The sequence below is a fragment of the Mucilaginibacter sp. genome (assembly GCF_028288185.1).
Classification (GTDB): Bacteria; Bacteroidota; Bacteroidia; order Sphingobacteriales; family Sphingobacteriaceae; genus Mucilaginibacter.
Map to the genome: position 1 here is coordinate 244648 of NZ_JAQBOF010000008.1, position 24847 is coordinate 269494.

14 protein-coding genes and 1 pseudogene are annotated in these 24847 nt (G+C 41.6%); 13 read left to right on the plus strand and 2 right to left on the minus strand.

Translation table 11 applies throughout. The features are described 5' to 3' along the window. Positions 1–547: 547 nt before the first annotated feature. The 12 genes from JWQ34_RS03630 (at position 548) to JWQ34_RS03685 (ending at position 20071) form a co-directional block, all read left to right on the plus strand. Positions 548–2857 (plus strand): GH92 family glycosyl hydrolase, encoded by a 2310-nt coding sequence (locus JWQ34_RS03630; protein WP_299354028.1) that lies wholly within the window; start codon positions 548–550, stop codon positions 2855–2857. 186 nt (positions 2858–3043) lie between these two features. After that, the gene (locus JWQ34_RS03635) at positions 3044–4441 is read left to right on the plus strand and encodes an SGNH/GDSL hydrolase family protein (RefSeq protein ID WP_299354029.1); all 1398 of its coding nucleotides are present in this window, start codon (positions 3044–3046) and stop codon (positions 4439–4441) included. Next, positions 4438–5277 carry an alpha/beta hydrolase family protein gene (locus JWQ34_RS03640; RefSeq protein ID WP_299354030.1) on the plus strand — a complete coding sequence of 280 codons (840 nt, stop codon included), beginning with the start codon at positions 4438–4440 and terminating at the stop codon, positions 5275–5277. The genes JWQ34_RS03635 and JWQ34_RS03640 overlap by 4 nt, the downstream gene beginning before the upstream one ends. 350 nt (positions 5278–5627) lie before the next feature. Further along, positions 5628–7406, plus strand: coding sequence for a RagB/SusD family nutrient uptake outer membrane protein (locus JWQ34_RS03645; RefSeq protein ID WP_299354031.1), 1779 nt, complete (start codon positions 5628–5630; stop codon positions 7404–7406). A gap of 42 nt (positions 7407–7448) precedes the next feature. Continuing rightward, complete coding sequence (locus JWQ34_RS03650) at positions 7449–7895, plus strand: DUF5004 domain-containing protein (protein WP_299354032.1); 447 nt, start codon at positions 7449–7451, stop codon at positions 7893–7895. A gap of 21 nt (positions 7896–7916) precedes the next feature. Continuing rightward, positions 7917–8948, plus strand: coding sequence for a DUF4961 domain-containing protein (locus JWQ34_RS03655; RefSeq protein ID WP_299354033.1), 1032 nt, complete (start codon positions 7917–7919; stop codon positions 8946–8948). A gap of 132 nt (positions 8949–9080) precedes the next feature. Next, positions 9081–12230 carry a SusC/RagA family TonB-linked outer membrane protein gene (locus tag JWQ34_RS03660; protein ID WP_299354034.1) on the plus strand — a complete coding sequence of 1050 codons (3150 nt, stop codon included), beginning with the start codon at positions 9081–9083 and terminating at the stop codon, positions 12228–12230. A gap of 109 nt (positions 12231–12339) precedes the next feature. After that, positions 12340–14037 (plus strand): RagB/SusD family nutrient uptake outer membrane protein, encoded by a 1698-nt coding sequence (locus tag JWQ34_RS03665; RefSeq protein ID WP_299354036.1) that lies wholly within the window; start codon positions 12340–12342, stop codon positions 14035–14037. A 38-nt stretch (positions 14038–14075) separates the two neighbouring features. Then, positions 14076–17228 (plus strand): TonB-dependent receptor, encoded by a 3153-nt coding sequence (locus JWQ34_RS03670; RefSeq protein ID WP_299354038.1) that lies wholly within the window; start codon positions 14076–14078, stop codon positions 17226–17228. 81 nt (positions 17229–17309) lie between these two features. Continuing rightward, on the plus strand, positions 17310–18479 hold the full coding sequence (locus JWQ34_RS03675; protein WP_299354040.1) for a prolipoprotein diacylglyceryl transferase: 1170 nt from the start codon (positions 17310–17312) through the stop codon (positions 18477–18479). Next, positions 18476–19657 (plus strand): DUF4185 domain-containing protein, encoded by a 1182-nt coding sequence (locus tag JWQ34_RS03680; protein ID WP_299354042.1) that lies wholly within the window; start codon positions 18476–18478, stop codon positions 19655–19657. The genes JWQ34_RS03675 and JWQ34_RS03680 overlap by 4 nt, the downstream gene beginning before the upstream one ends. 75 nt (positions 19658–19732) lie before the next feature. Next, on the plus strand, positions 19733–20071 hold the full coding sequence (locus tag JWQ34_RS03685) for a substrate-binding domain-containing protein (RefSeq protein WP_299354044.1): 339 nt from the start codon (positions 19733–19735) through the stop codon (positions 20069–20071). Between the two features lie 58 nt (positions 20072–20129). On the opposite strand, the gene JWQ34_RS03690 is transcribed toward JWQ34_RS03685, so the two are convergent. Beyond that, on the minus strand, positions 20130–22394 hold the full coding sequence (locus JWQ34_RS03690) for a hypothetical protein (RefSeq protein ID WP_299354046.1): 2265 nt from the start codon (positions 22392–22394) through the stop codon (positions 20130–20132). 304 nt (positions 22395–22698) lie between these two features. Then, positions 22699–24267 carry a sialate O-acetylesterase gene (locus JWQ34_RS03695; protein ID WP_299354048.1) on the minus strand — a complete coding sequence of 523 codons (1569 nt, stop codon included), beginning with the start codon at positions 24265–24267 and terminating at the stop codon, positions 22699–22701. A 321-nt stretch (positions 24268–24588) separates the two neighbouring features. On the opposite strand from JWQ34_RS03695, the pseudogene JWQ34_RS03700 reads away from it, so the two are divergent. Further along, positions 24589–24807 (plus strand): annotated as a pseudogene (locus JWQ34_RS03700) (DUF5110 domain-containing protein); the annotation flags it as partial. Between the last annotated feature and the right edge of the window lie 40 nt (positions 24808–24847).

Genomic DNA, 24847 nt, shown 5'->3' on the forward strand with positions numbered 1-24847 from the left:
AAATCACCGATATTAAACCCGCAGCAGGCGATGAACACCGGTCATTAATTCAAATAGAACACAAAGGCATGGAAGTATCGTCTGTTGTATTTGACGGAACGGATATGCTGTGAGGTTATTTAATGCAGAGGGAGGCCAACGAAAACAAAATTACATTTGATTACAGGCCCGCCAATGTTCAGTTGGTGGAATTAAACGGTGAGATAAAAGCGAACCTGAAAGTAACGGCCAGTAACAACAAATCATCTGTTTTAATCAGTATGCCGCAGTTTGCCATCCGAACACTAAAATTAAGTGCGGCGCAATAATCCATAAAATATTTTCAAATTTGCTAAATCGTTTTTTTTATCTAATTTGCAGCTTAATAACCAATTATAATAGATCATCTTGTCTGTTAATATAATAATTAAATGACCGACAGAGTTTCATTTGCCTTGCTCATATTATTGACGGTTTGTATAAATATTTGCGCGATGATACTTCCAGAATTAATAATCCAGTAAAGCATAAAATAGAAATACAGTTAGTGCTATAACTCATATTGTTGATGATAAAGAAATATTTAACAATCTTTTTCCTTTTGTTAGGGACATTGGCTAAGGCGCAGGGCCCGGCACAGTATGTTAATCCGTTTATTGGCGCCAGTACAAGCGCGGCAGATGCCGGAGTATACCATGGTCTCGGTAAAACATTCCCCGGTGCAGCTACACCCTATGGTATGGTGCAGGTTAGCCCCAACACCATAACCGGCGGCGATAACGGTTCGGGGTATAGCCATGAACATACCAGCATAGAAGGTTTTGCCTTTACCCAGATGAGCGGCGTGGGCTGGGACGGTGACCTGGGTAACTTTTTGGTGATGCCCACAGCAGGAAAACTAATAACGGTTGCTGGTAAGGTTGACCATCCCGAAGGCGGCTACCGGTCTCATTTTTCAAAAAAAAGCGAAAAAGCCTCGGCAGGTTATTATTCCGTTTTATTGACCGATCATCATATTAAAGCTGAAGCAACTGCTGCAGCGCATAGCGGAATACTGCGTTTTACTTTTGCACCGAACACCCGGTCGCGCATTCAAATTGATCTGGCCCGTCGTGTAGGCGGCACTTCTACCTCGCAGTACGTCAAAGTCATTGGCGATCATACGATCGAAGGCTGGATGAAATGTAGCCCCTTAGGCGGCGGCTGGGGCGATGGCAAGGGAAGCGCCGATTATACCGTTTACTTTTATGCCCAGTTTAGTAAGCCATTGAAAAATTATGGTGTTTGGAGCGCTAATATCCCTGATAACCAGCCGAGATTGACTGAAGATGTAGAAAGCGCAAAATATCAAAAGTTAATTGCTGATGCAGCAGTTTTAAAAGGCATTAACGGAATGGAGGGTAAGCATATGGGCTTTTATACCGAATTTGCCACAACAGCCAACGAACAGGTTTTGCTTAAATCGGGCATATCGTTTGTCAGCATTGCCGGGGCAAAACATAATTTGGAAACTGAGATCAAAGGGTTTGATTTTGACGCGGTGCACCAGCTAGCCGTGCAGCTTTGGAACAATGCTTTGTCAAAAGTGGCTATTACAGGTGGTAATAAAGAACAAAAGACAGTTTTCTATACTGCATTATACCACACCATGATTGATCCGCGAATAATGGAAGATGTGGATGGCCAATACCCGGGGGGTGATGGGAAAGCGCATCGGTCCGCTGGGTTTACCAAACGAACCATTTTTAGCGGGTGGGATGTTTTCAGGAGCCAAATGCCTTTACAAACTATCATTAATCCCTCGCTGGTAAATGATATGATCAATTCGCTGGTTTCGCTGGCGGATGAAAAGAAGAAAAATTACCTGGAGCGCTGGGAAATGATGAACGCTTACAGTGGCTGTATGATTGGCAATCCGGCAGTCTCGGTTATTGCCGACGCTTATGAGAAAGGCATCCGCAATTTTGACGTGCCCAAAGCCTACCAGTTAGCCGTAAACTCAGTAGATCAGTTTGGAAACGGCGCGAAAGGCTATACTGCGGAACCGCTAAGTATTTCTTACACGCTGGAATATGCCTACGCCGATTGGTGTGTTGGCCAAATGGCAAAGTCTATGGGTAAAATCGCTGATGCTGAAAAATATATGGGCAGGGGTCAGGACTATAAAAATATTTTCGATGCCGAAAAAGGCTGGTTCAGACCCCGTGATAAAGACGGCAAATGGACGAGCTGGCCAGATTCGGGCCGCCAGAAGCAATGGTATGGCACTATTGAAAGTAATCCTTACCAGCAAGGTTTTTTTGTGCCCCAGGATGTGCCTGGTATGGCAAAGCTGATGGGGGGAAATCAAAAGGTAATTGCCGACCTGGAGAACATGTTCAACAAAACGCCGGATAACATGATGTGGAATGATTATTATAATCATGCTAACGAGCCTGTTCATCATGTACCTTTTTTATTTAACAGGCTGGGCGCACCCTGGTTAACTCAAAAATGGACACGTGCAATTTGCAGGCGTGCCTATCATAACAATGTTGAAGGCCTGGTAGGCAATGAGGACGTAGGACAAATGTCGGCCTGGTATGTGCTGGCAGCAAGCGGTATGTACCCAGTTTGTCCCGGTGATACCCGGCAGGAAATTACGAGCCCCGTGTTTGACAAAGTTGTTTTTAAGCTCGACCCGCATTATGCAAAAGGCAAAACGTTTACGATAATAGCCCATAATAACTCGGCGGCAAACATTTATATACAAAACGCTAAGTTAAATGGGCTGAGTTACAACAAATGTTACATTGATTTTAGGGATGTAACTAACGGGGGAACATTAGAACTTACCATGGGCGCAGCACCGAATAAAAACTGGGGTATCGCTAATTAAAGGAGTATGGCCGGGAAGTATCAACCATTGAATTTGCAGGCATGTTATTCAGCCGACCAGTTTTCAGCCTGCCGTCACCCGGCAAAAAGATCCAGCGCCGAAAGGGCGACAGCTAAGCTATATTGCTGATATGGTCCAGGGCGACGGTTGGATTTGCCGTATTGAATAAGTTAAATAACAATTTATATGAAAAACTTTATCAAATTATTTATCACTGCTTCGGCAATAGGCTGTGCAAGCATTAATATCCAGGCGCAGACGATAAGCCCGTTCCATGCGGGCGACCGTGTGGTTTTTTTAGGTAATAGTATCACCGATGGCGGGCACTACCATTCATACATCTGGCTGTATTATATGACACATTTCCCAAATATGCGGATAACCTGTATTAACGCGGGGATTGGCGGTGACAATGTTAAACAAATGGCGGACCGGTTTGACGATGATATATTACCAAAAAAACCAACCGTATTAACTGTAACCTGGGGGATGAACGATAGCGGGTATTTTGAATGGTATAAGCCTGATGCTGCTGATTATGCCGTAAAAAGCGTACAATTAGCCGAACAGCGGTACGCGGTATTGGATGAAAAATTAAAAAAAATATTCGGCGTAAGAAAGATATTTATTTTAGGTTCACCGTATGATGAAACCACCACCAGTAATCCTAACCGGTTATATCACGGCAAAGCTGCAGCTTTTCAGCAATTGATAGATTTTCAGCAGGCTACAGCTCAGAAAAATGGGTGGGACTTTGTTGATTTTGACCGGCCGATGTCGGCCATCAACCTGCGCGAGCAAGCCAAAAACCCTGCATTTAGCTTAACCCCCAATGATCGCATCCATCCCGATAACGACGGCCACTTGGTGATGGCCTACCTGTTTTTAAAAACACAGGGACTGGCTAACAAAGTGGTTGCCGATGTAGCTATTAATGCTTTAGATAGAAAGGTATCCAAATCTGTTAATAGCACTGTAACTAATTTGACCGGATCGGATGATGAACTGGCCTTTGATTACATGGCCAATTCGCTGCCTTATCCTATCGATACCATTCCACGCGCTTGGGGTAATAGGAAAAAGCAGTCAGAAGCTTTAACATTGATACCTTTTATGCAGGAGTTTAATCGGGAGTTGTTAACTGTACGAGGGTTAAAAAGCGGAATTTACCAGCTAACTATCGATAACGAACCAATAATCAACTATACGGCACAGGAGTTGGCTGAAGGCGTTAACCTGGCCGAACAAACCAATACGCCGCAATACCAGCAAGCTATCCAAATACGGGAATTAAATGAAGAACGATGGGAAATTGAGCGTAGGCTGCGTAATTATGGCTATGTAGAATTTGGCTTGTTGAAAAATAAGGGCCTATTGTTTGCCGATAATCGCGCGGCGATGGACACGGTTGAAAAGGCGTCTATTAAAGATATTTTTATTCGCGGCAATAAGGATAACTACATGAAGGCACAATATAAAACGTTGCGTAACGCCTGGCAAAAGGAGATGGATGTACTAACTGATGAAATTTATGCAATCAACAAACCACAAAAACATCATATACAGATAAAGGAAATAAAATGAAAAAACCAATATTAAAACACTTTATTACCGCTTTGCTGCTTGTATTGGCTGGCTGCGTGATAGCTAACGCAGCCACAGTTGATACCGCGCTTACTTACAGCAACGCAATGCATAGAAACATTAAAGCTGTTGTGATAAAACCTGACAATTATGATTCAGACAACCGGTACCCAACCCTTTATCTTTTACATGGTTTCAGCGGTAATTATACCGATTGGATTACGAAGGTGCCGGCGATAAAGAAACTTGCAGACCAATATCATGTAATTATTGTTTGCCCCGATGGCGCTTTTGCTGGCTGGTATTTAAATAGCCCGGTGAATAAAGACTTAAGGTACGAAACTTACGTGGCCGTTGAGTTGGTAAACTGGATTGATAAACATTATAATACTATAACCGACCCGTCAGAACGAGCAATAACAGGATTGAGTATGGGCGGGCATGGCGCATTATACCTGGCAATTAAACACCAGGATGTTTTTGGAGCGGCGGGCAGTATGAGCGGAATTGTTGATCTGTCGCCTTTTTCAGAAAGTTTTGGCATTGACCAGGTACTCGGAAAATATAATACCAATCGCGAAAACTGGGAACAAAGCAGTGTTGTTAATTTAATAGGATTGATAAACACCAAGTCGCTGGCTATAACCTTTGACGTAGGTGTAGATGATTTTTCATACAAAGTTAATCTTAACCTTCATGAAAAATTGACGGAGAAAAAGATTCCGCATGACTTTACAGTGCGTCCCGGAGCGCATACCTGGGAGTACTGGAGCAATTCTATTAACTACCAGATGCTATATTTCAGTCGTTTTTTTAATAAATCTATAAAAAATTAAGAGAATGAAATATCAAAAAGGGCGAGGAGTATTAAACAAATAATAAAATTCAAATCATTGGGATGCGTTATTTTCAAAAAATCGCTTGCTCCAAACAGAAAATGATATTTGCGAAAATAAACGTGGAAATAATAATTAGAATAATATAAAAATAAATTTGCTAAATCGTTTTTGTCCCGTATCTTAGTGTCATCAAAGTTGACCACTTTGTTTATAAAACCAATTATACTTATATCATTTTTATTTTTTGTTGCAAACACAGTTTACTATTAGTTGCTAAATCGTTTTTTCGAGTAGTTTTAAATTGTTGGGGGTTCAATTGATTATACTATTAATTATAAAAACTTAATATGAAGAAAATTTACTTTCCTTTAGTTGCTTTTCTGGTTGTTACTTCGCTAAGCTTTACTTTAGTTATACAGTCGTGTAAAAAAAGTGAAAGCTTTTTAGCATCTACTTCAACCACCAATCTAAATCAAACTACCGTATTTGCCGATAGTGCTAAAACTATGGGCTTCCTTGCTAATATTTATACCAGCATTGGGTTTAGTAGTTCCGCTAACAGGTTTGGCAATGGCGGTTTAGACGCAGCCAGTGATGAAGCTGAACCTTTCAACACCAAAGCGACAGATGCTTCTGGTTTTGCCACCGGTACAATAAACGCTGGTACTATTAGTAATCAGGCGTATAATACTTGCTATACTAATATCAGGGCGGTGAACCAGTTATTGGCGAATATTAGCAAGACTGCTATGAAAGCTGTAAACAAAACACAGGTTGTTGCAGAGGCCAGGTTTTTACGTGCATGGTATTATGCAATTTTATTACAACACTACGGCGGCGTTCCGTTAGTTGGCGATAGCCTCCTTACTTATACTACACCTATTAATGTAAAGAGGGCCACTTTTGCTGCTACTGTAAGCTACATTACTTCAGAGTGTGATGCTGTTGAGCCTATTCTTCCCATTACACAAAGTGGGCTTAATTATGGCCGTGCATCTGGCGGCGCTTGTTTGGCCTTAAAGGCAAGGGTGTTGTTGTGGGCCGCAAGCCCATTGTTTAACGGTACTACTTTGCCAACTGATGCCGGTGCAAGCTCATCCGGCGCAGTGGATCCTTCATTGGTAGGGTATCCAACGCCTGATCCAACCCGCTGGCAACTGGCCGAGAATGCGGCATTGGCAGTTATCTCATCAGGACAATATTCCTTAAATACTACGCCCGCTACAGGCATAGCTACTACAGTGCCGGGTGCAGGATTCCAGGGTTTGTTTACGATGAGGACAAATCCTGAGTGTATTTTACAAGTAATGGAGGGTGCGAATTATGATCTTGAAAGCTTATTTCTTCCTCCTTCCCGTTCTGGCGGCGGCGGCGGGTTTCCTTACCAGGATATGGTGGACGCATTCCCTATGAACAATGGTAAGTTAATAACCGACCCAACATCCGGTTATGATCCTGCTAATCCTTATAGCAATCGCGATCCCCGGTTTAATTACACTATTATCCATGATCAAACTCCGCTATTGATACGGAACAGTTCGGGCCAGGCCATAGGAACTGGTCCTGTAAATATTTATAATGGTTTAGGTAACGACGGAACTCCCGATGCAGTTCATATAGGAACAGTTACCGGTTATTATCATAATAAAATGCTTGATCCTAATGGGCTTGCCGCTACTCTTTTCAACACGACCAATCGTTGTATACCTCTTATGCGGTACGCTGAGGTATTGCTTAACTATGCAGAAGCTGCAAACGAATTTGAAGGACCAACTAACAATGTTTATGACGCCATTAAGTCTGTACGCACACGTGCAGGCTTAAATCCTGCCGCATTGCCTACCGGTCTTAGCCAAAGCCAAATGCGTACTTATATTCAAAACGAAAGGCGCATTGAGCTGGCTTATGAGGGATTTAGGTTTTGGGACGTAAGGCGCTGGAAAATAGCAACTACGACCGAAAATATACAGGCGCAAGGTATGGAGGTTGATAAAACAACCACTTCAACAGCTTATAATTTATTTAATGTTACCAAGCACAACTTCCGCCCGGCAATGTATTTATGGCCGTTCCCGTTATCTGAGACGGGTAAATCGCCCACACTTGTTCAAAACCCGGGCTATTAATTAAAAAATAAAAGTTGTTAGACGATAAATTAAAAAACCATTATGAATATCCAATTTACATTAAAAAAGAATATTTGTCTGCTTGTGGCGTGTATAGCCTTTGTTTGGACATCATGTAGGCTTGAAAAGATATCGCCGGTGGCCGAGTCTGCTAAAGACATTACCGGTACATGGAAAGTAATAAGCGCTACACGCAACGGCACTAACCTAATTCCTGTTTTTGATTTTTCACAGTTCAATATAAAATTTGATGCATCGGCAGGAACTTATAGTTTGGTGAATCCTGTTCCGTTTATCATCGCTGCCGACGGTAAGTTCGCTTTGGACGATCCGAATTTTCCATTCAAGATAACATTTACCGCTACTGGTTCATCATCTGTTACTACAGTATTTAATTATCCCATAGTATCAGGTGCAAGGCAAATAACGCTCACTTTCAGCCCGGGATGCGCTCAAAACAGTTATGTATATACATTGATTAAAAAATAATCCTATACTAAATTTATATAGATGAAAACACGTTTACGTATAAAAGGAAAAAAATTATGGTTGCTGTGCGCAGTAGTATTGCTGGGCATTTCCTTAAGCTGTTGTTATTTAATTATTAACAGCGTTAACCAACCTGCCAGCGCGGTTGTTGGTTCAACCGTTTCTATAACGGTTAATGCTACTTCGCATACCAATAGCAGCGGCACGGCACACATGATATTTGGCATCCTGGCTCCAAAAGGATGGAACCTTTCAAAAAATGCTAAAGTAACTTATACAAGCAGCAAAGGAAATGGAAACATGACCCTGATACCAGCCGCCATAATTAATAACCATGCAGGTGGTTTAAGTTGGGCAGCCTACATGAAATCTTTTTTTGGCCTGGAGGGAAACCTGATAGATGATATGGAATGGATACCTTTTCAAAGCGACGCCATAATTACTTACGCCAATGGTGATCTAATGACCGTAGCTATTAACATACAGATCACAAATATTGGAGCGGATAACAATCCTACCCTGGTAAAGCTTGCTTATGTTATTGCTAACGATGTGAACGCCTTTACTTTTGACGGTAACGACGGTGATTCCAGCCCGACAAGTGAATATTATAATGAGTTTACCACACCATGTTTTTCGCTCACCGGCGGAACCGGAGACCTGGTAGATTTTTGTAACCCGCAGTTAACCACCATTGATCCCCCAAAATCATTAGATAATGATATTGTAACACTTACTTACAACAATAACATAGTGAGCACTCCATTGGGAACAAACGCGGCAAACCCGGCGGTTTATATTTGTGCTACCGCCACCACCAGCGATGGTAAAACATTAAATGCATGTACGCCAGGACCTAAAACAATGATGACACAGACGTCCGCCGGCAGCGGAGTGTACCAGATCACTTTCTGGCCAAAGGCGTTATTCGGCGCAACCACCGGACAGTCTATAGTAAGTATGACCTATTATATCACTAACCAGGCCGGTACTATACAGGTAGGGTATGGCAATACCGCCGCCGCGTTTACTTATAAATTTAAATGTTTATAATACCAGGCCGGGCTTTTTACGCCCGGCCTAAAACAGGTATCTAAGTGATTATATCAGCCTTTGTATAGCGCAAAACGAGATATAAAGGCCCTAATTATGTTTCAATTATATTAACAATTTAAATCTGATTCTATGCTCTATTGCTACTCAAAGAAATACTTAACAGGGATCATTATGCTGCTGATGGCTACTGTAAGTTACGCTCAAAAGGAAACGCCGGCTGCCATTGGGTCCGTGCGACCTGGCTACATAAGCGGTACAATGCTTGATGAATTCAGCAGGCCACAACAAGGTGTATTTGTATCGATAAAAGGCGATACTACCCATGTTGTGTCTAACGCTATCGGATTTTTTGAGATAAAAGCTGTCACTGGAGCTGTGCTGGTTTTTAAGTTTAAGGATCATGAAGTGCGTGAAGTTGTTTCCAACACATCTAATAACTTTACCGTTAAACTGGAACAAGATCATTTGATATTTCCTGATAAGGTGCAGGTGCTTTATGGCGTTGCCAATAGATCGAACATGCTTGGTTCTATAGCTACTGTTTATACAGATCAGCTGACAACAACTCCGGCATCACTCGATGTTTACGCGCTTCCTGGGCAGCTTTCTGGCCTATATACGCAGCAATCCAGTGGCTTTACCGCTTTTAACACCACATCATTAACTGTCTCTGGTGGCATACCAGGAAACACCATAGCCGGGTCAACACGTAACGCAGTATCAACTGATAATACAGAGTTTGCCGTTACCGTTAGGGGCCAAACACCTATAACGGTTATTGACGGTGTTCAACGTGAGATATCTTCTATCGATCCGGAATCTATTGAATCAATATCTGTGCTGAAAGACGGGTTATCTACCATTCTTTTAGGCGTAAATAGTTCACGTCCAGTAATTTTAATTACTACTAAACGTGGTAAAGAGGGCCCGCCGAAGATCACTTTTACCGCTGAAGAAGGTATACAGAAGTCATTGAGTATCCCAACTCCGCTGTCGGCTTATGAATACGCTTATCTGATCAACGAAACACTGACAAGCGACGGAAAATTACCACAGTATTCGGCTGCAGATTTTACTGCCTATCGTAACCATAGCGATCCATACGGTCACCCGGATATTAACTGGTTTAATACAATACTCAACAACGAGGCACCGCAAACTGCCTATAAGTTAAATATCAACGGCGGTACAAATGTAGCCAAGTACACCGTATCATTAGGTTACTATGACCAGACCGGTATATTTAAAACTGCCAACGAGATTCCGTATAATACCAATAACGATCTCACCCGTTATACTATCAATTCGGACATTGCTGTGCAGGTTAATAAAAATCTGAACGTCGACCTGCAGTTATTCGGTCGCGTGCAAACTACCAATCAGCCTGGTGCAACTAATAACAATGGATCTTTAGGATATAACTACGTATTAAGTTCATTGTTCAATACCCCCAGTAACGCTTATACTCCAATCAACCGTAATGGATCTTTTGGTGGCAGCAACATTGGCGGTAATACAGGTACTTTTAGTAATAACTTATTGGCTATGACCGAATATTCTGGTTACGTACAGAATAACGCAAACGATATATTAGCCAATCTTGACCTTACTTATAACCTAAACAGTGTGACCAAAGGATTAACGGCTAAAATGAAAGGTAACCTTTCTTACCAGTCGGTTTCTACGCTTAATCGTGGCATACAAAATAATTCTTATTTGTACAATAAAGACAGTACTTACTCAGTTATCGGTGGGCAATCTGCGCAAACCAATGTGTTTTCACAAGTATATACCTCTCGCCAATCCTTCGGCCAGGCATCCCTTAATTATGACAGGCAATTTGGCAAACATAGTATAAGCGCTGTGGCTTTGTATGACATTAAAGAATTTAACTCCAATTACGACCTAACTGAGAATACTACTAATATTGCCTTGAGGGTTGGTTATAATTATAACGGCAAGTACCTGGCGGAAGCTGCCGTGAACCGGAGTGGTAATAACTATTATCCGCCGGGCCTCCAGTTCGGTACTTTTTATGCAGGCGGATTAGGCTGGCAAATGGGTAAAGAAGATTTTATCAAGGATAATGTTGAATGGATAAGCAGTTGGAAATGGCGCGGTACTTACGGCCGTACAGGCAATGCCAACATAACCTCCAATAGTTCATTGTATTTTGCATACAATCAAACTTATGCTTCGGGCAATGCGGCCGCCGGCAAATTTTTAAATATAGGCACCGGCTATAGTCCAGCTTATTATGGTTATGACAATAGCCTGGCTAACCCTTACATTACCTGGGAAAGTGCAGACAAAATTGATTTTGGTACCGATATAAGCATGTTTAAAGACCATTTCATGGTAACTGCCGATTACTATCATGATCGTTATTTTAATGTGCTTGGCATAAGGGGCAATACCATTGCCCTGCTTGGTGCGCAATACCCGATCGAAAATATTGGTATCAATCTTTACCAGGGAGTTGAGTTAAGTTTGACCTATAAAGGCAATGTGGGCAACTTTAATTATTTTGTAACCGGCAATGGTAACTTACAGGCGTCAAAAATTATTTATAACGATGAATTAACTCCTCAATATCCTTGGAACAAACGGACTGGCCTTCCTGTTTCCGGTACATTTTATGGATACACCTCTCTCGGCTTTTATCAAACCGCACAGGATGCGGCAACCAGCGCGCATATAGTTGGTTACACGCCACAACCAGGTGATATCAAATATAAAGATCTTAACGGCGACGGTGTAATCAATCAATATGATCAGTCTACCATCGGCGGCACCAAACCATTGATCTTTTATGGTTTAAATTTCGGTTTTAGCTATAAAGGTTTCAGCTTCTCGGCTATTATACAAGGTGTTACTAACAGGCAGATAAGTGTAGAAAATAACGTAATAGACAATTTCGGTCTTGACTTTTCTACCAATAACGGGCAAGCTTATTTATCATCTACAGGGAGGTGGACGCCTGAGACTGCCAGCACTGCCACCTTACCAAGATTGGCGGTATCAACTGCAGGCAGTAATGCGCAGTTCTCCAGCTTCTGGCTTAAATCCGGTGACTATGTACGGTTAAAAAATGCCGAAATTGGTTATTCACTACCTTACAATGCTACCAGACACCTTAAATTGGCAGGCATAAGGTTTTTTGTGAACGGTGAAAACCTGGTGACCCTGGCAGGCTTTAAAGGAATGGATCCGGAGGTGACGCCCGGCAGTTACCCTATACAAAGGGTGCTTAACGCGGGCCTTACCATTAAGCTTTAATTGATAATTATTAAAAATCCAGATAATGAAAAACTATATAAATAAAATTTTGCTTATCACGGTGCTTGTAGTAGCATTATGCGGATGCAAAAAGTACGAGCAATTCCCAGTGGATAAAAATACTCTCAATATCATTTTCAGCCCGCTTGACTCTGCCGGAAAACAGGCGCAGTATTACCTGTATAATATTTATGCTACGGTAAAAAACGGAAACAATCGCGTAAGCAGCGACTTCCTTGATGCAGCCTCTGATGATGCAGTATCATCGCAAACAAGCGCAACTACGCCTATAAAGCTCATTTCCACAGGGGCTTACAATTCGGCAACATTGCCCACCGCCGAAGATGTATGGCAAGGTACTACCACCAATAATGGGAATACACCGATAGCCTATACAGGTAACGCTGATTCATACTGGGCAGGTATACGTACGGCAAATGAATTTATTGCTAACATAGGTGTCGTGCCCGTTAAGGGATCAACCAATGGCATAGGTACCCGGTATATATGGCGCAATGAGGCCCGATTTTTAAGAGCTTACTTTTATTTCGAATTGGTAAAACGTTATGGCGGCGTTCCGTTATTGGGTAATAAGGTTTATAATATAACTGATAATTTGAACTTGCCGCGCAATAGTTTTGCCGATTGTATCAGCTATATAGTAAGTGAGTGTAATGCCATTAAAGACAGTTTAATAACATATCCGCTGGCAAACCCAAGCGCTGATAATTTCCGCGTTACGAAGGGCGCCGCTTTGACGCTTAAAGCGAAGGCGTTATTATATGCGGCGAGCCCTTTATTTAATGGCAGTAATATTGACCCGGCCAATCCGCTTACCGGCTACACCAACTATGATGTTAACCGCTGGACATTGGCTGCCAATGCCTTCAGCGATGTGGTTAATTTAGGTACGTATAAATTAGATCCGAGTTACACAGATATATTTTTAACACAGAATAATTCAGAGCGGATCTTTATCAGGCCTAATGATATAGGTACCCAGAACGAAAAAACTAATGGCCCTATAGGCATACAGCCTGCTGCCGCAGCGGGTAATACCAGCCCGACCCAAGAATTTGTGAACGCATTCCCTATGATCAATGGTTTGGCCATAACGGATCCCACCTCTGGTTATAATGCTTCTGATCCGTATTCGTTATTAAATACCACTAAACGCGACCCTCGGTTTGATGCCAATTTGATCTACAACGGCGGTAGTTGGTTGAATACCACTATTCAAACTTACGAAGGTGGCGTCAACAAGCCAAATATCAATACACAGCAAACTGTCACCAGCTATTACACCTCTAAATTTATGGGTGTTGATCAGAAGATAGCCCCGCCGTATCCTTCACATTCTGAAGACTGGATAGTATTTAGATATGCCGAAGTTTTATTAGGATTGGCCGAAGCCGAAAATGAGGCCGCAGGAACTCCGCCTTCTGATTGTTATACACAGATCTACGCTATAAGAGCCCGGGCAGGTATCAAGCCCGGTACAGGTAATACCTATGGTGTGCCACAAGGCATGACAACTGCCCAGATGCGTGCTTTTATACAGAACGAATGGCGTATTGAATTCTTTTTGGAAGAGCACAGGTATTTTGATATCCGCAGATGGAGACTTGCCGAAACAGTTATGAACCAACCAAGGACCGGGCTATCTATTGCAAAAATTGGTACAACAACGATATATAACCCAATAAACGTATTAACTACTGTTTTTGCTACCAAACAATACCTGTACCCTATTCCATTGAACGAGGTGCTGAAGAATCCGAATATGAAACAAAATCCGGGTTGGTAATCAACTATTAATCATTTAACTAATTTAAATAAGCAGTTATGAGAAAATTAATACTTTTCTTTCTTGTTATCACCAGCATGATTCCGGCCTTGTTATATGCGCAAAATAAAGTTGTAACGGGTACAGTAAGAGATGTTGGCGGAGTTTTACCTGGTGCTTCTATTGTAGAAAAAGGAGTACCCGGTAATGGTACCATCGCTAACAACAATGGCTTCTTCCAGTTAACATTAAAAGGCAAATCAGACACCATTATAGTAGGCTTCATTGGCTACGTATCCCAACGTATAAGGATTGGGGCTAAAAGCGACAATATAGATGTTACGCTTAGTTCAAGCGCTAATGGCCTTACCGAGGTAATGGTGGTGGGCTACGGTAAAACCACCCGTATAACTAATACAGGTGCGGTAAGTTCTATATCTGCATCTGAGATACGCACCGTACCGACCGCCAATGTGCAGAACGCGCTGGCGGGTAAGCTGCCGGGCTTCTTTTCAACACAAGCGTCAGGCCAGCCTGGTAAAGACGCCTCCGACTTTTTCATTCGTGGTGTCAGCTCATTAAATCCAAATGGAAATCAGCCGTTGATAATTGTGGACGATGTTGAATATACCTATGATCAACTGCAGCAGATCAATGTAAACGAAATAGAAACAATATCTATCTTAAAGGATGCCGCCACAACAGCTGTATATGGTATAAAAGGCGCTAACGGCGTATTGGTAGTAACTACACGTAGAGGTAAAAGTGGCAAGCCCCAGGTTAATTTCCGTAATGAGGCTGGTTTACAATCGCCTACCAAGGTGCCTGTGTTTCTTGATTCATATAACTCTGCTGTATTAGTCAACCAGGCCGAGGCCAATGATGGTAAACCCCTTTCATTTACCCCGGCTGATCTTAACGCGTTCCAGAACGGAACCGACCCATATGGCCACCCAAATGTAGATTGGTACAACAAAATATTCAAAAAATTTGCCGAGCAGGTTAACTCCAACCTGGATATATCTGGCGGTAATGACCAAGTAAAATACTTTATTTCAGGAGGTTTTTTACAACAAAATGGTTTACAGCGCGATTTTCCAAATCCAGTGGCTAACGTAAATTCAAACTATGATTTTAAACGTTATAACTTCCGCTCAAACATTGATCTGAAAGCTAATAAAAACTTGGATCTACGGTTAGATGTTACTACCCGTTTTAATGACATTAACTCTCCGGCAGAAAGTGAAGCATCTACAGTAGGTGAAATTTATGATTTCACAAAGGAGACGCCTTTTACCGCTCCATTCTTAAATCCTAACGGTAGTTACGCTTATGCATATTCGCCGTTCAATCCTGCGCACTTGCCAACCCTGAATGCCCGTATCGCTACAGAGGGATACTCGGATCTGAAAAGGACGGATTATACCGTTTTATTTAGTGGTATACAAAAATTGAATTTCATCACTGATGGTTTAACGGCTACCGCCCGCGTTGCCTACTCAAGCTCAGAGGCGTACACAAGGCAGATATTCAATTTCAACGCGCCTATTCCAAGCTATCACTATAATTCGGCAACAGGGACAACTACTTTGAACCCCAATGGCGCTTATGTGTTCCCTACGTACAATTATATAGGTGGTACTAATTTGTACACCAACAACATTAACATCCAGCTTTTTTCTAATTATGACCATACTTTTGCTGGGGTACACCATGTTACGGGCTTCCTGTTATTTAATCAAAAGGCGCAAACTTATGATGCCCAAAATTTAGTGGGGCCCACTCTTTCCCGCGAACAAGTTGGCGTGCCGGCAAAATTTAGGGGTATTTCCATAAAAGGTGGTTACGATTATGATGGCAGGTACTTATTTGATGTGAATGCTGCCTATAATGGCACTGACCGCTTCGCTGCTAATCATCGTTATGGATGGTTCCCTGCATTTAGCGCGGGTTACAATATTTCGAAAGAAAAGTACTTTAAACCGTTTGCCAATACAATCGGCTTATTAAAGCTTCGCGGATCTTATGGTATTGTAGGATCTGACGTTGCCCCGGGTAACACCTATATCTATCAGCAAACTTATACGCAAACAGGCGGGTACAATTTCGGTACTAGCTCAACCCCTATAAGTACCTATGCTGAAGGTGCATTGTCAAATACCAATGTAGTTTGGGAAAAGCAGAAGGAGACAGATATAGGTATTGACCTAAATATGTTAAAAAACAACGCGCTGTCCATTACGTTCGATTATTTTCATAACATACGTTACGATCAGCTGATCACCCCTGGCAATATCCCGTTGATATTAGGTGTAGGGCTACCAGCTGTTAACTTAGGTCGGACACAAAACCAGGGTTTTGATGGTTCAGTAGGCTATCATAACCACATTGGCGAATTACAATGGGGAGCCAATTTTGTATTCTCTATAGCTAATAACAAGGTATTGTTCCAGGGCGAAGCTGCACCGGCCTACCCATGGCTGTCGCGTACCGGTCAACCTATTAACCAACCGTTCGGCTACCACTCTTTAGGCTATTACACCCAGGCTGATGTTGCCGAGATAACTACTTACAAAGCTGCTCACGGTAACAGTAACACAGGTAACACAATTGCAGTACCTGATAATGGCGAAGTGATACAGGCCGGGGACTTAAAATACCAGGATCTTAACCATGACGGTTATATCAACGTGTTTGACCAAAAAGCCATAGGCCATCCAAACTCTCCGCCGTCAACCACTTTAGGTATGAATTTATCAGCAGCCTACAAAGGCTTCAGCATCAGCGTATTATTCCAGGGCTCATTTGGGTATAGCTTTATCATCACTGGTACAGGTATCGAACCATTTGAAAGCCAGTTTCAACCTATACATGAAAAGGCGTGGACACCTGCCAACGCAGCTAATGCCCAATTCCCAAGGCTAACGAGCAATCCGTCAACTATAAACAGCCCAAGTTTTTATCCTTCGGATTACTGGCAGGTTAACGCTCACTACATTCGTTTAAAAACGGTAGATATGGGCTACCAGTTCCCAAGCAAAAATCTGCCGTTTCATTTAAATAATGCGCGGATCTATTTGAGCGCTTACAATTTACTTACGTGGGATAACTATCAAATGTATCAGCAAGATCCTGAAATTTCTACTAATACTGCGGGTGACGCTTATATCAACCAACGTGTAATCACCCTAGGTTTACAGTTGGGCTTCTGATAAAAACAACCGCTTAAGCATTTCAAATTATGGACCACTTGTGTTCATAATTTGAAATGCTTTTTTATATAAATTGCATCCATGTTTCCAACCCTGACGGATCTTATAGAATATCTATTTCACGTCCATATTCTTGTCCCTATCCAGACATTTGGATTTTTTATTGCCCTTTGCTTCTTCTTTGCCTATTTTGTTTTTGTTGCTGAGCTGAAGCGCAAAGAACAGGAAGGGCTGATATCAGCGTTTACAGAAAAAGATGTGGTAGGCGCGCCGGCTTCATATTTGGAGATAGCACTTAATGGCCTTGCCGGTTTCCTATTTGGCTTTAAAGCAGTTGGCGCTGTTATTAATTTCGCCACGTTTACGGTCAATCCCATCGCTTTCATTTTCTCCTTACAAGGAAATCTGGTAGCCGGCTTGTTAGTAGGTATAGGCTTCACCCTTTGGATATACACCGACCGAAAAAAGGAACAGTTACCCCAGCCCATAGTGGTGGAACGGGTTATACATCCGTACCAAACAATGGCATACCTGGGTTTTATATTAGGTTTTTGGGGGGTTATCGGTTCCAAGTTGTTTAGCATTATCGAAGATTTTCATATCTTTTTGCTTCACCCGGTTGACGTAATATTCTCTACGAATGGATTTACCTATTACGGGGGCTTAATATTTGGCTCCATAGCCTGGCTATATATTAACCATAAACGAGGAATGAAGCTTATCCATTTGGCTGATATCGGGTCGCCTGGCACGATGCTGGCTTACGGCATTGGCCGGGTAGGCTGCCACTTATCAGGCGACGGAGATTGGGGCATTGTTAACCGGCATGTTAAACCCGGATGGCTGCAATGGCTGCCCGATTGGATGTGGGCCAACAAATTTCCGCATAATGCTATTAATGCGGGGGCGCATATAAATGGCTGTTTCGGTCAGCATTGTAATATACTTCGCGCAGGGGTGTATCCAACTTCGTTTTACGAAGCAACCATTTGTATTTTATTATTCGTTTTTATGTGGTTAATAAGAAGGCATATCCATACGCCGGGCCTGATGTTTTATTTATTTTTGATTTTGAATGGCACAGAGCGGTTTTTGATAGAATTGATACGGGTAACCGAAAAATATCATTGGATGGGTCTTACTTTTACACAAGCAGAATTAATTTGTTTAATAATTATTACAGGAGGTATAACAGGAATTGTATATTTGATCCTCACCAGGAATAAACCAATCCGAACCGATTTAATATGAAGAAATTTGTTGTCTTTGTATGTTTAACTTTTTTGGCCGTTTTAAGCAGGCAGGAAGCATTTTGCCAGGCCACTGATTTAACTACGCTAAAATTTTCCGTATCTGAAGCACCCGAATGGTCTGCTCTTTTAAAAAGAACCTCAGGATGGTTCGGCGGTGACGGCATCTATACCATACCGCTTAATGGCAAAGCCAATAAGCAGGCCGGCACCGGCGATAATATTCTTTTTCTTTTTAGCGATAGTATGATAGGCGAAATTAGAGACAGTACATTGCTTCCTGGTTTTAAAATGATACATAATTCTTTAGCCATTTTAAAAGGCAAACTTCCGGACAATGAAAAAATGGAATTTTATTGGGATAAAGATGACGCGGGTAAACCAGAGTCCATATTTATCCCAAAGACCACCCATACCAAACCGGGCGATTATTATTGGTTAGGCGCCGGATTTGTTAACCAGGAATTGGGAAATAATATTTACATTTTTGGTTACCGGGTAAGAAATGTAGAAAGTGGGCCATTTGGATTTAGGGAAGTAGGTAATACCTTAATAAAAATACCAGCTAAACCGGGCAAATTTAACCAGCAGCAGCAAATGGATACACCATTTTTTATTACTGATGAACGAGGTGACTCGGGCTCATTTGGCGCGGGAGTTTACGTCAATACAAAAAAGGCCGGGGCGCCTGCGCCGGATGGTTATATATACATATATGGGGTAAGCGGCAAAACCAAAAATTTATTGGTTGCCCGCATATTACCAAAAGATTTCGAGGATTTTGGTAAATGGACCTATTGGGACGGAAACAACTGGAACGCCAATATAAAAACTGCAACGAAAGTGACAGACAACGTATCAAACGAGTTAAGCTTATCGCCGTTGCCGGACGGCAGGTTTGCCTTGGTATTCCAGGTAGGAGGGATGTCGCCCAGTATAGGCTTGCGTATTGGTAAAACACCGGCCGGCCCGTTTGGCCCTATAATAAAAATATGGGATTGTAAAAAGGATTTGATTAACAAAAACTACCTGGTGTACAATGCCAAGGCGCACCCGGTTTTATCAAAGCCCGGAGAACTGTTGATTTCATATAATATAAACGCGCTTGATTTTAATGGAGAATTGGAAAAATCGCCCAATTTATACCGGCCACGATTTATAAAAATCAAGTTTCAATAATCCAATACTTCGACAAAGGGGATTGCATTTTTTTATCTCCAAATTATACTGCCCCTCACGCTGGATTTAGATTTTATGAGCAAAATTATTTATGATTTTTTGTCAAAAAATAAACGGCTGGATGCGATATTATTCGGCACTAGTCGCATAGGTATTTGCGGGCTGTTAGCCATTAACAGGCTTGGACTGAAGGTGCCAGATGATTTGGCAATCATTTCATACGATGATTACGAGGTGTTTCAATTGCACTCGCCATTAGTTTCGGCAATTGCACAACCGATTGAAGGTATAGCCGACCATGTAATCACCCTTTTATTAAACAGGCTTAACGGGAAACTGAAAGCAGATGAAAAGCAAACCATCACGATATCCACAGTACTAAATATCCGGGATTCTTCAACCAAAAAACTGTGATGATGATTCCTTTCCCAAGGTGGGCTTAAATATCAATAGATGAATGGCACGACACTATTCAATTACCGGCGGATGGCTGCATAGTTACCCGACCACTCCTGCAACTAATATCGTAGTATTTCCCTCCGTATAACACGTGATATAGTTTGCCAGAAAAATTATTCCCTTGCATTGGCTGCAAAGTTTTGCCGTCAATTTCGGGATGAAAACCCATAAAATCTTTCAATACATCTTGCGAAAATTCTATGCCTTCAATTCCGTCACGGTTGGTCCATCCCCTCTCGGGTACCCTTACTTTTGCATGGTTACCATACTTATGTTCTCCCCAAAGCTCGTGTGCCTGCGCCCAGATCCCTTCATTCGTAACCGGAGCAATGCTTCTATAAAACTGTAGTGCTTTATCGGTGTAACCCATTTGTGATAAGGCGTCTATCGTTCCGGCGGGCCATCCATCATAAGCACCTAACGGGCCGTGATCCGGCCTGTCGGAGTATTTAGCGGCAATATCCTGCAAAGATTGCGCGCGCATCCATTTGTCGGTTATTAATTCGCGGTACACAAAGCCCACCATTTCTTTTCTGACATTCGCCGGCAAATCATTGTTCATATATTTTCCGAAATACATAAAATCCAGCACATGCCTCACTTCAACCTTTTTATTATCCGGATACAGGCTGTTCCATACGCCATTCCCGGCATACAGCTTCAAAACGCGCTTCGCCATGCTGTCCGCATCTGTTTTTATAATTTTAGCCTTTGATGGTTCTTTCAAATATTCATAAAATTTCCCTGTTTCGCGCATCATCCATACGTAGGCCACGTTAAATGATGGTACGATATGGATATAGGTTGGCACGCATTCCAGCAAATTCCAGGGGTTATCGCCAAAATCAGCCAGTTTGTAAACATCATCGGTGCTGCCTTTTTTCCCGTAAATAGATATTTTTCTCCAGTTGTATGCGTAATCGTGTAAATGATCAATTATCTTCTCTCCATTTACAACTTCATTTAGAAAAGCATAATCCTTTGTAATTGTTATATAAGAATGAATTAACTGGAATAATGCCCAATAATTGGCAACATATCCGTTTCCGACCCCTTTACCAGTATAATTGTCCTGACCGAAATATTTGCTCGGGTCAATACTTACCCATGACTTTAGCTGTTCTTTCAGCATTTCGGGATCGACTATCGCTAACATTGATGACCATTCCGTAGTATCCCAAAAAAACATCACCGTAGCACCCCAGCGCGGCCCGCCTGTTAAAAACACCCGTTTATGTGCCGGAAGATTGGTATTAAGCAGGTATAAAAGCGTTAAAGGGCCGGTATAATATACTTTTTTTACTGCTTTATCATTAGTTTCCAGAGTGGGGAAACACCCTGAAAATAATTTATTGCCAGGCTCAAATATTTCTTTCCACCGGGCTTTCCACTCATTTTCAACACCTGAAAATGTCTTGTCAAAATGATTATCCCATTTATTTACTTTATCAGTAAGCTCTTCTTTTGAAGCCGCATAAGTCATAAAAAAACGAATATTTTTGCTTTCGCCTGGCTTTAAGTTTAACGACCAAAAGGCTGTTCCGCCACTGTTTTTTGTTAATAACTTATCCGGAATATCAATCATGTCAAAAGCTATAAAACATTTAGTCTCGGTATCGGCTATAATAATTTTATGGCTGGTATGTTCAATTACCTCATACTTTTTGCTGTTCAAAATCTCAATGTCTGAAGGCCATTTTATGATGTTTTTATCTTTAATTGGATCAGGCATGGATTCATCGGCCTTATAAAGGTGAGTTTTTTCTGGTTTAAGGCCAACATTCTTTACCACATTTACGATTTCATCGTCCCTCAGGTTTGTTTTACCATGTGTAGTTGGATAAGGATAGGGCCAGGGCCATGTTTCTTTATCGTACCTGCTGATAAATCCAATCAAGTCCTGTTCAATCGTATAATGCTGGTTCCTTTTGGTATTATTGGTGATTTTTATTTCCCACATTATTGCATCATTATCAGGTATCATCCGTACCGAAGAACTGATCTGATAAGTGGGAGCGCCGACCTTTCTTAAACCCTCCCAAGGCAGCCATCTTAATAGTTGCGCCCGTGGAGCGTCGCCATTGATTTTTAATACACCAGAATGGTAGCCGCCACTGTAAGGGGCTGAAGCAAACCAGCTGATGGAAGACATATCACCGTTTAATAGCGCCTGGGCTCTAAAGTTGCGAATAGAGGGCTGAATTGCCATTGTATCGGCATTCATCCACCTTCCGGAAATATCCTCAAGAGCAGGAATATTAGCTTTAATTTGATTCACGCGCTGGCCATAAGCACAGATGACGCAAAAAAACATACTCAAAATTGCAATGGAAAAATTTCTTTTCATGGAATATTTATTAGTATGGATTAATTAACTGGCTTATGCAGGATCGGCATTTTGAAAGATAATCAGTAAGCTGGTGTATTTGCTGTAATTCGCGATTTAATGCTATTTATACTCTGTCATAACCAGATGCTTAGATCTTTTTTAACACCGATGCTAATGGTAAATGCTTCATAATTCAAACCAGGCAGTTCTACGTTTAACACTTTACGAATTTTTATAGCCTATTTATTTTCATTTAGCTTTTTATAATCACCTTCATATTAGGGTCTTGCTCCCAGTTATCTGTTCTGAAAGGTTCAACCGGCAATCCTGCCTTATTGGTTAAGTTGGTTACAGCAATGTTTCTAAATGCATATCGCACAGCTATCGGGTTTGCTACTTTATCTGAAGTTAAAATTATTTTATTACCCTCAATCGCGGCTGTTGCCTCATAAAAAATTTTATTGCTTCCGGCTATGTAAAACTCTTTTGGTGGCTGGTTATCCGAAGTTATTAAGCCGGCAGCTAACGTGCTTTTTTTAAATAAGATTTCAACGGTGCTACCGTTAATCTTCATTTTGCTAAAGTGCGGGCCTAAATAGGGGATGTTTTTAAATTTATAATCTTTATTCAACGCTACTTTTGATAAGCGGATCCCAACCGGTTTCTTATTCCGGGGATGCAGGTTCCTGGCTTCGTCATCATCTATGATAACTGCCATTTCGGTGTTTTTTAGTTTCCTGATATTTGCCTGTGCCTCGCGGAAGTAAGCATAGTCATTTGCCTCGGTATTTTCATTTCCCCAATAATAGGGTGGCATTTGCACCAGGTAAAAAGGCAGGTCACCCTGGTCAAAATCTTCGCGCCAGCTTTTAATCATCCCGGTTTGTAAACGTGTATATAAATCTTTATCACTTCTATTAAATTCACCTTGGTACCATATGAATCCTTTAATGCTAAAGCCCGCTAAAGGATGTATCATAGCATTATATAAAAGGGTAGGCAAGGTAACTTTTTCAAAGCTAAACCCCGAAGTAACCAAATTTTTTGATTTCGGGCTGCTATCGTAGCTCCTCAGGTATTTGTTATACAAAATAGTATCGCTTTCCAGTACCTTTCTGCTGGTCCATGCCTGGCCGGTTGACGCCCCTATAGTTGAAAGAATAATACCAACCGGAATATTTAGATGTTCATATAGTTCTTTGCTGAAATAATAAGCTACCGCGCTGAAATGACCGGCTGTTTCGGGTGTGCACAATACCCATTTACCCGTTACCTGATTGTAGGGTTGTGCTTTGAAATTGAGATCGGTATAGAAAAAACGAATGTTTGGAAGATTCGTAGCAGCCATTTCTTCTTCATAATTTAAAGCGCCATTGTTTTTGCCTTTTTCTCCTTTCAGGGAAAATTGCATGTTCGATTGCCCGCTGGCAAGCCAAACCTCGCCAATCAATAAATTGCTTAGGTTAACATTTGTGCCATTATCTGTCAATGTTAAGGAGTGCGGTGTAAAATCGCGGATAACAGCTTTTGGAACAGCTATTTCCCCCTTCCAATTCCCTTGCTCATCAGTAGTTATTTTAATGGTTTTAGTGCTCCAGTCGGCTTTTAAGGTGATCGTGTTTGCCGGGGAGGCCTTGCCCCATATCCTAAATGGTTTGTGCTGCTGCAGAACCATGTTCGACTGGAAAATGTTTGCTAGTTTAAAGGCAGTATCAATCTCAACAGTACGATGTTTTAAAAACGCATTCCCCAAAGTGACATTGCTGTTAAATACAATTATAAACAATAATAAAAAGGCGGCAACATAGCTGGGTTTATTCATTTTATTTAATCGATTTAGCAATTTGATAATTGTTGTACAGTGAGATAAAATTAAAAAATATAAATAACTATAACAAGGAGTTATTTATAGAGGTTTTAGATAGGTGTCAATGACACTAAGCAGCGATAAACTGCTTGTGAGAATATTACCAAATGACCTGGTATGACTAATATACCGGCAACGTAATTAAAGGCCTCCAAACTATTTCAGTTGAAAAGGCACTCGATGAAATACCAGTATATGTACGCGCGGGAACCATCAATGTTCGGAACAAGCTTCCGATGCTTCTCTTGAAATCCACATCTACCCGGGAAAAATGGTAACTTTAAAATGGTTGAAGATGATGGATTATCCTACAATTACACCAAAGGCGATACAAGAACAACTGCTTATTATTGGAACGAAGCCGCTAAAACATTATCATGGAAAGTAAGCGGTTCTTATTCCGGTAAAAACGGTTATAAGACAATTAAGGCAGTTTTGGGCAAGGAAGAAAAGGGCAAACTTATCGGCAAAGAAGGAAGCCTGGTTTTTAAGTAATAAAATTATGGCTCATTTTGAGGTACCACAAAGGACCCCG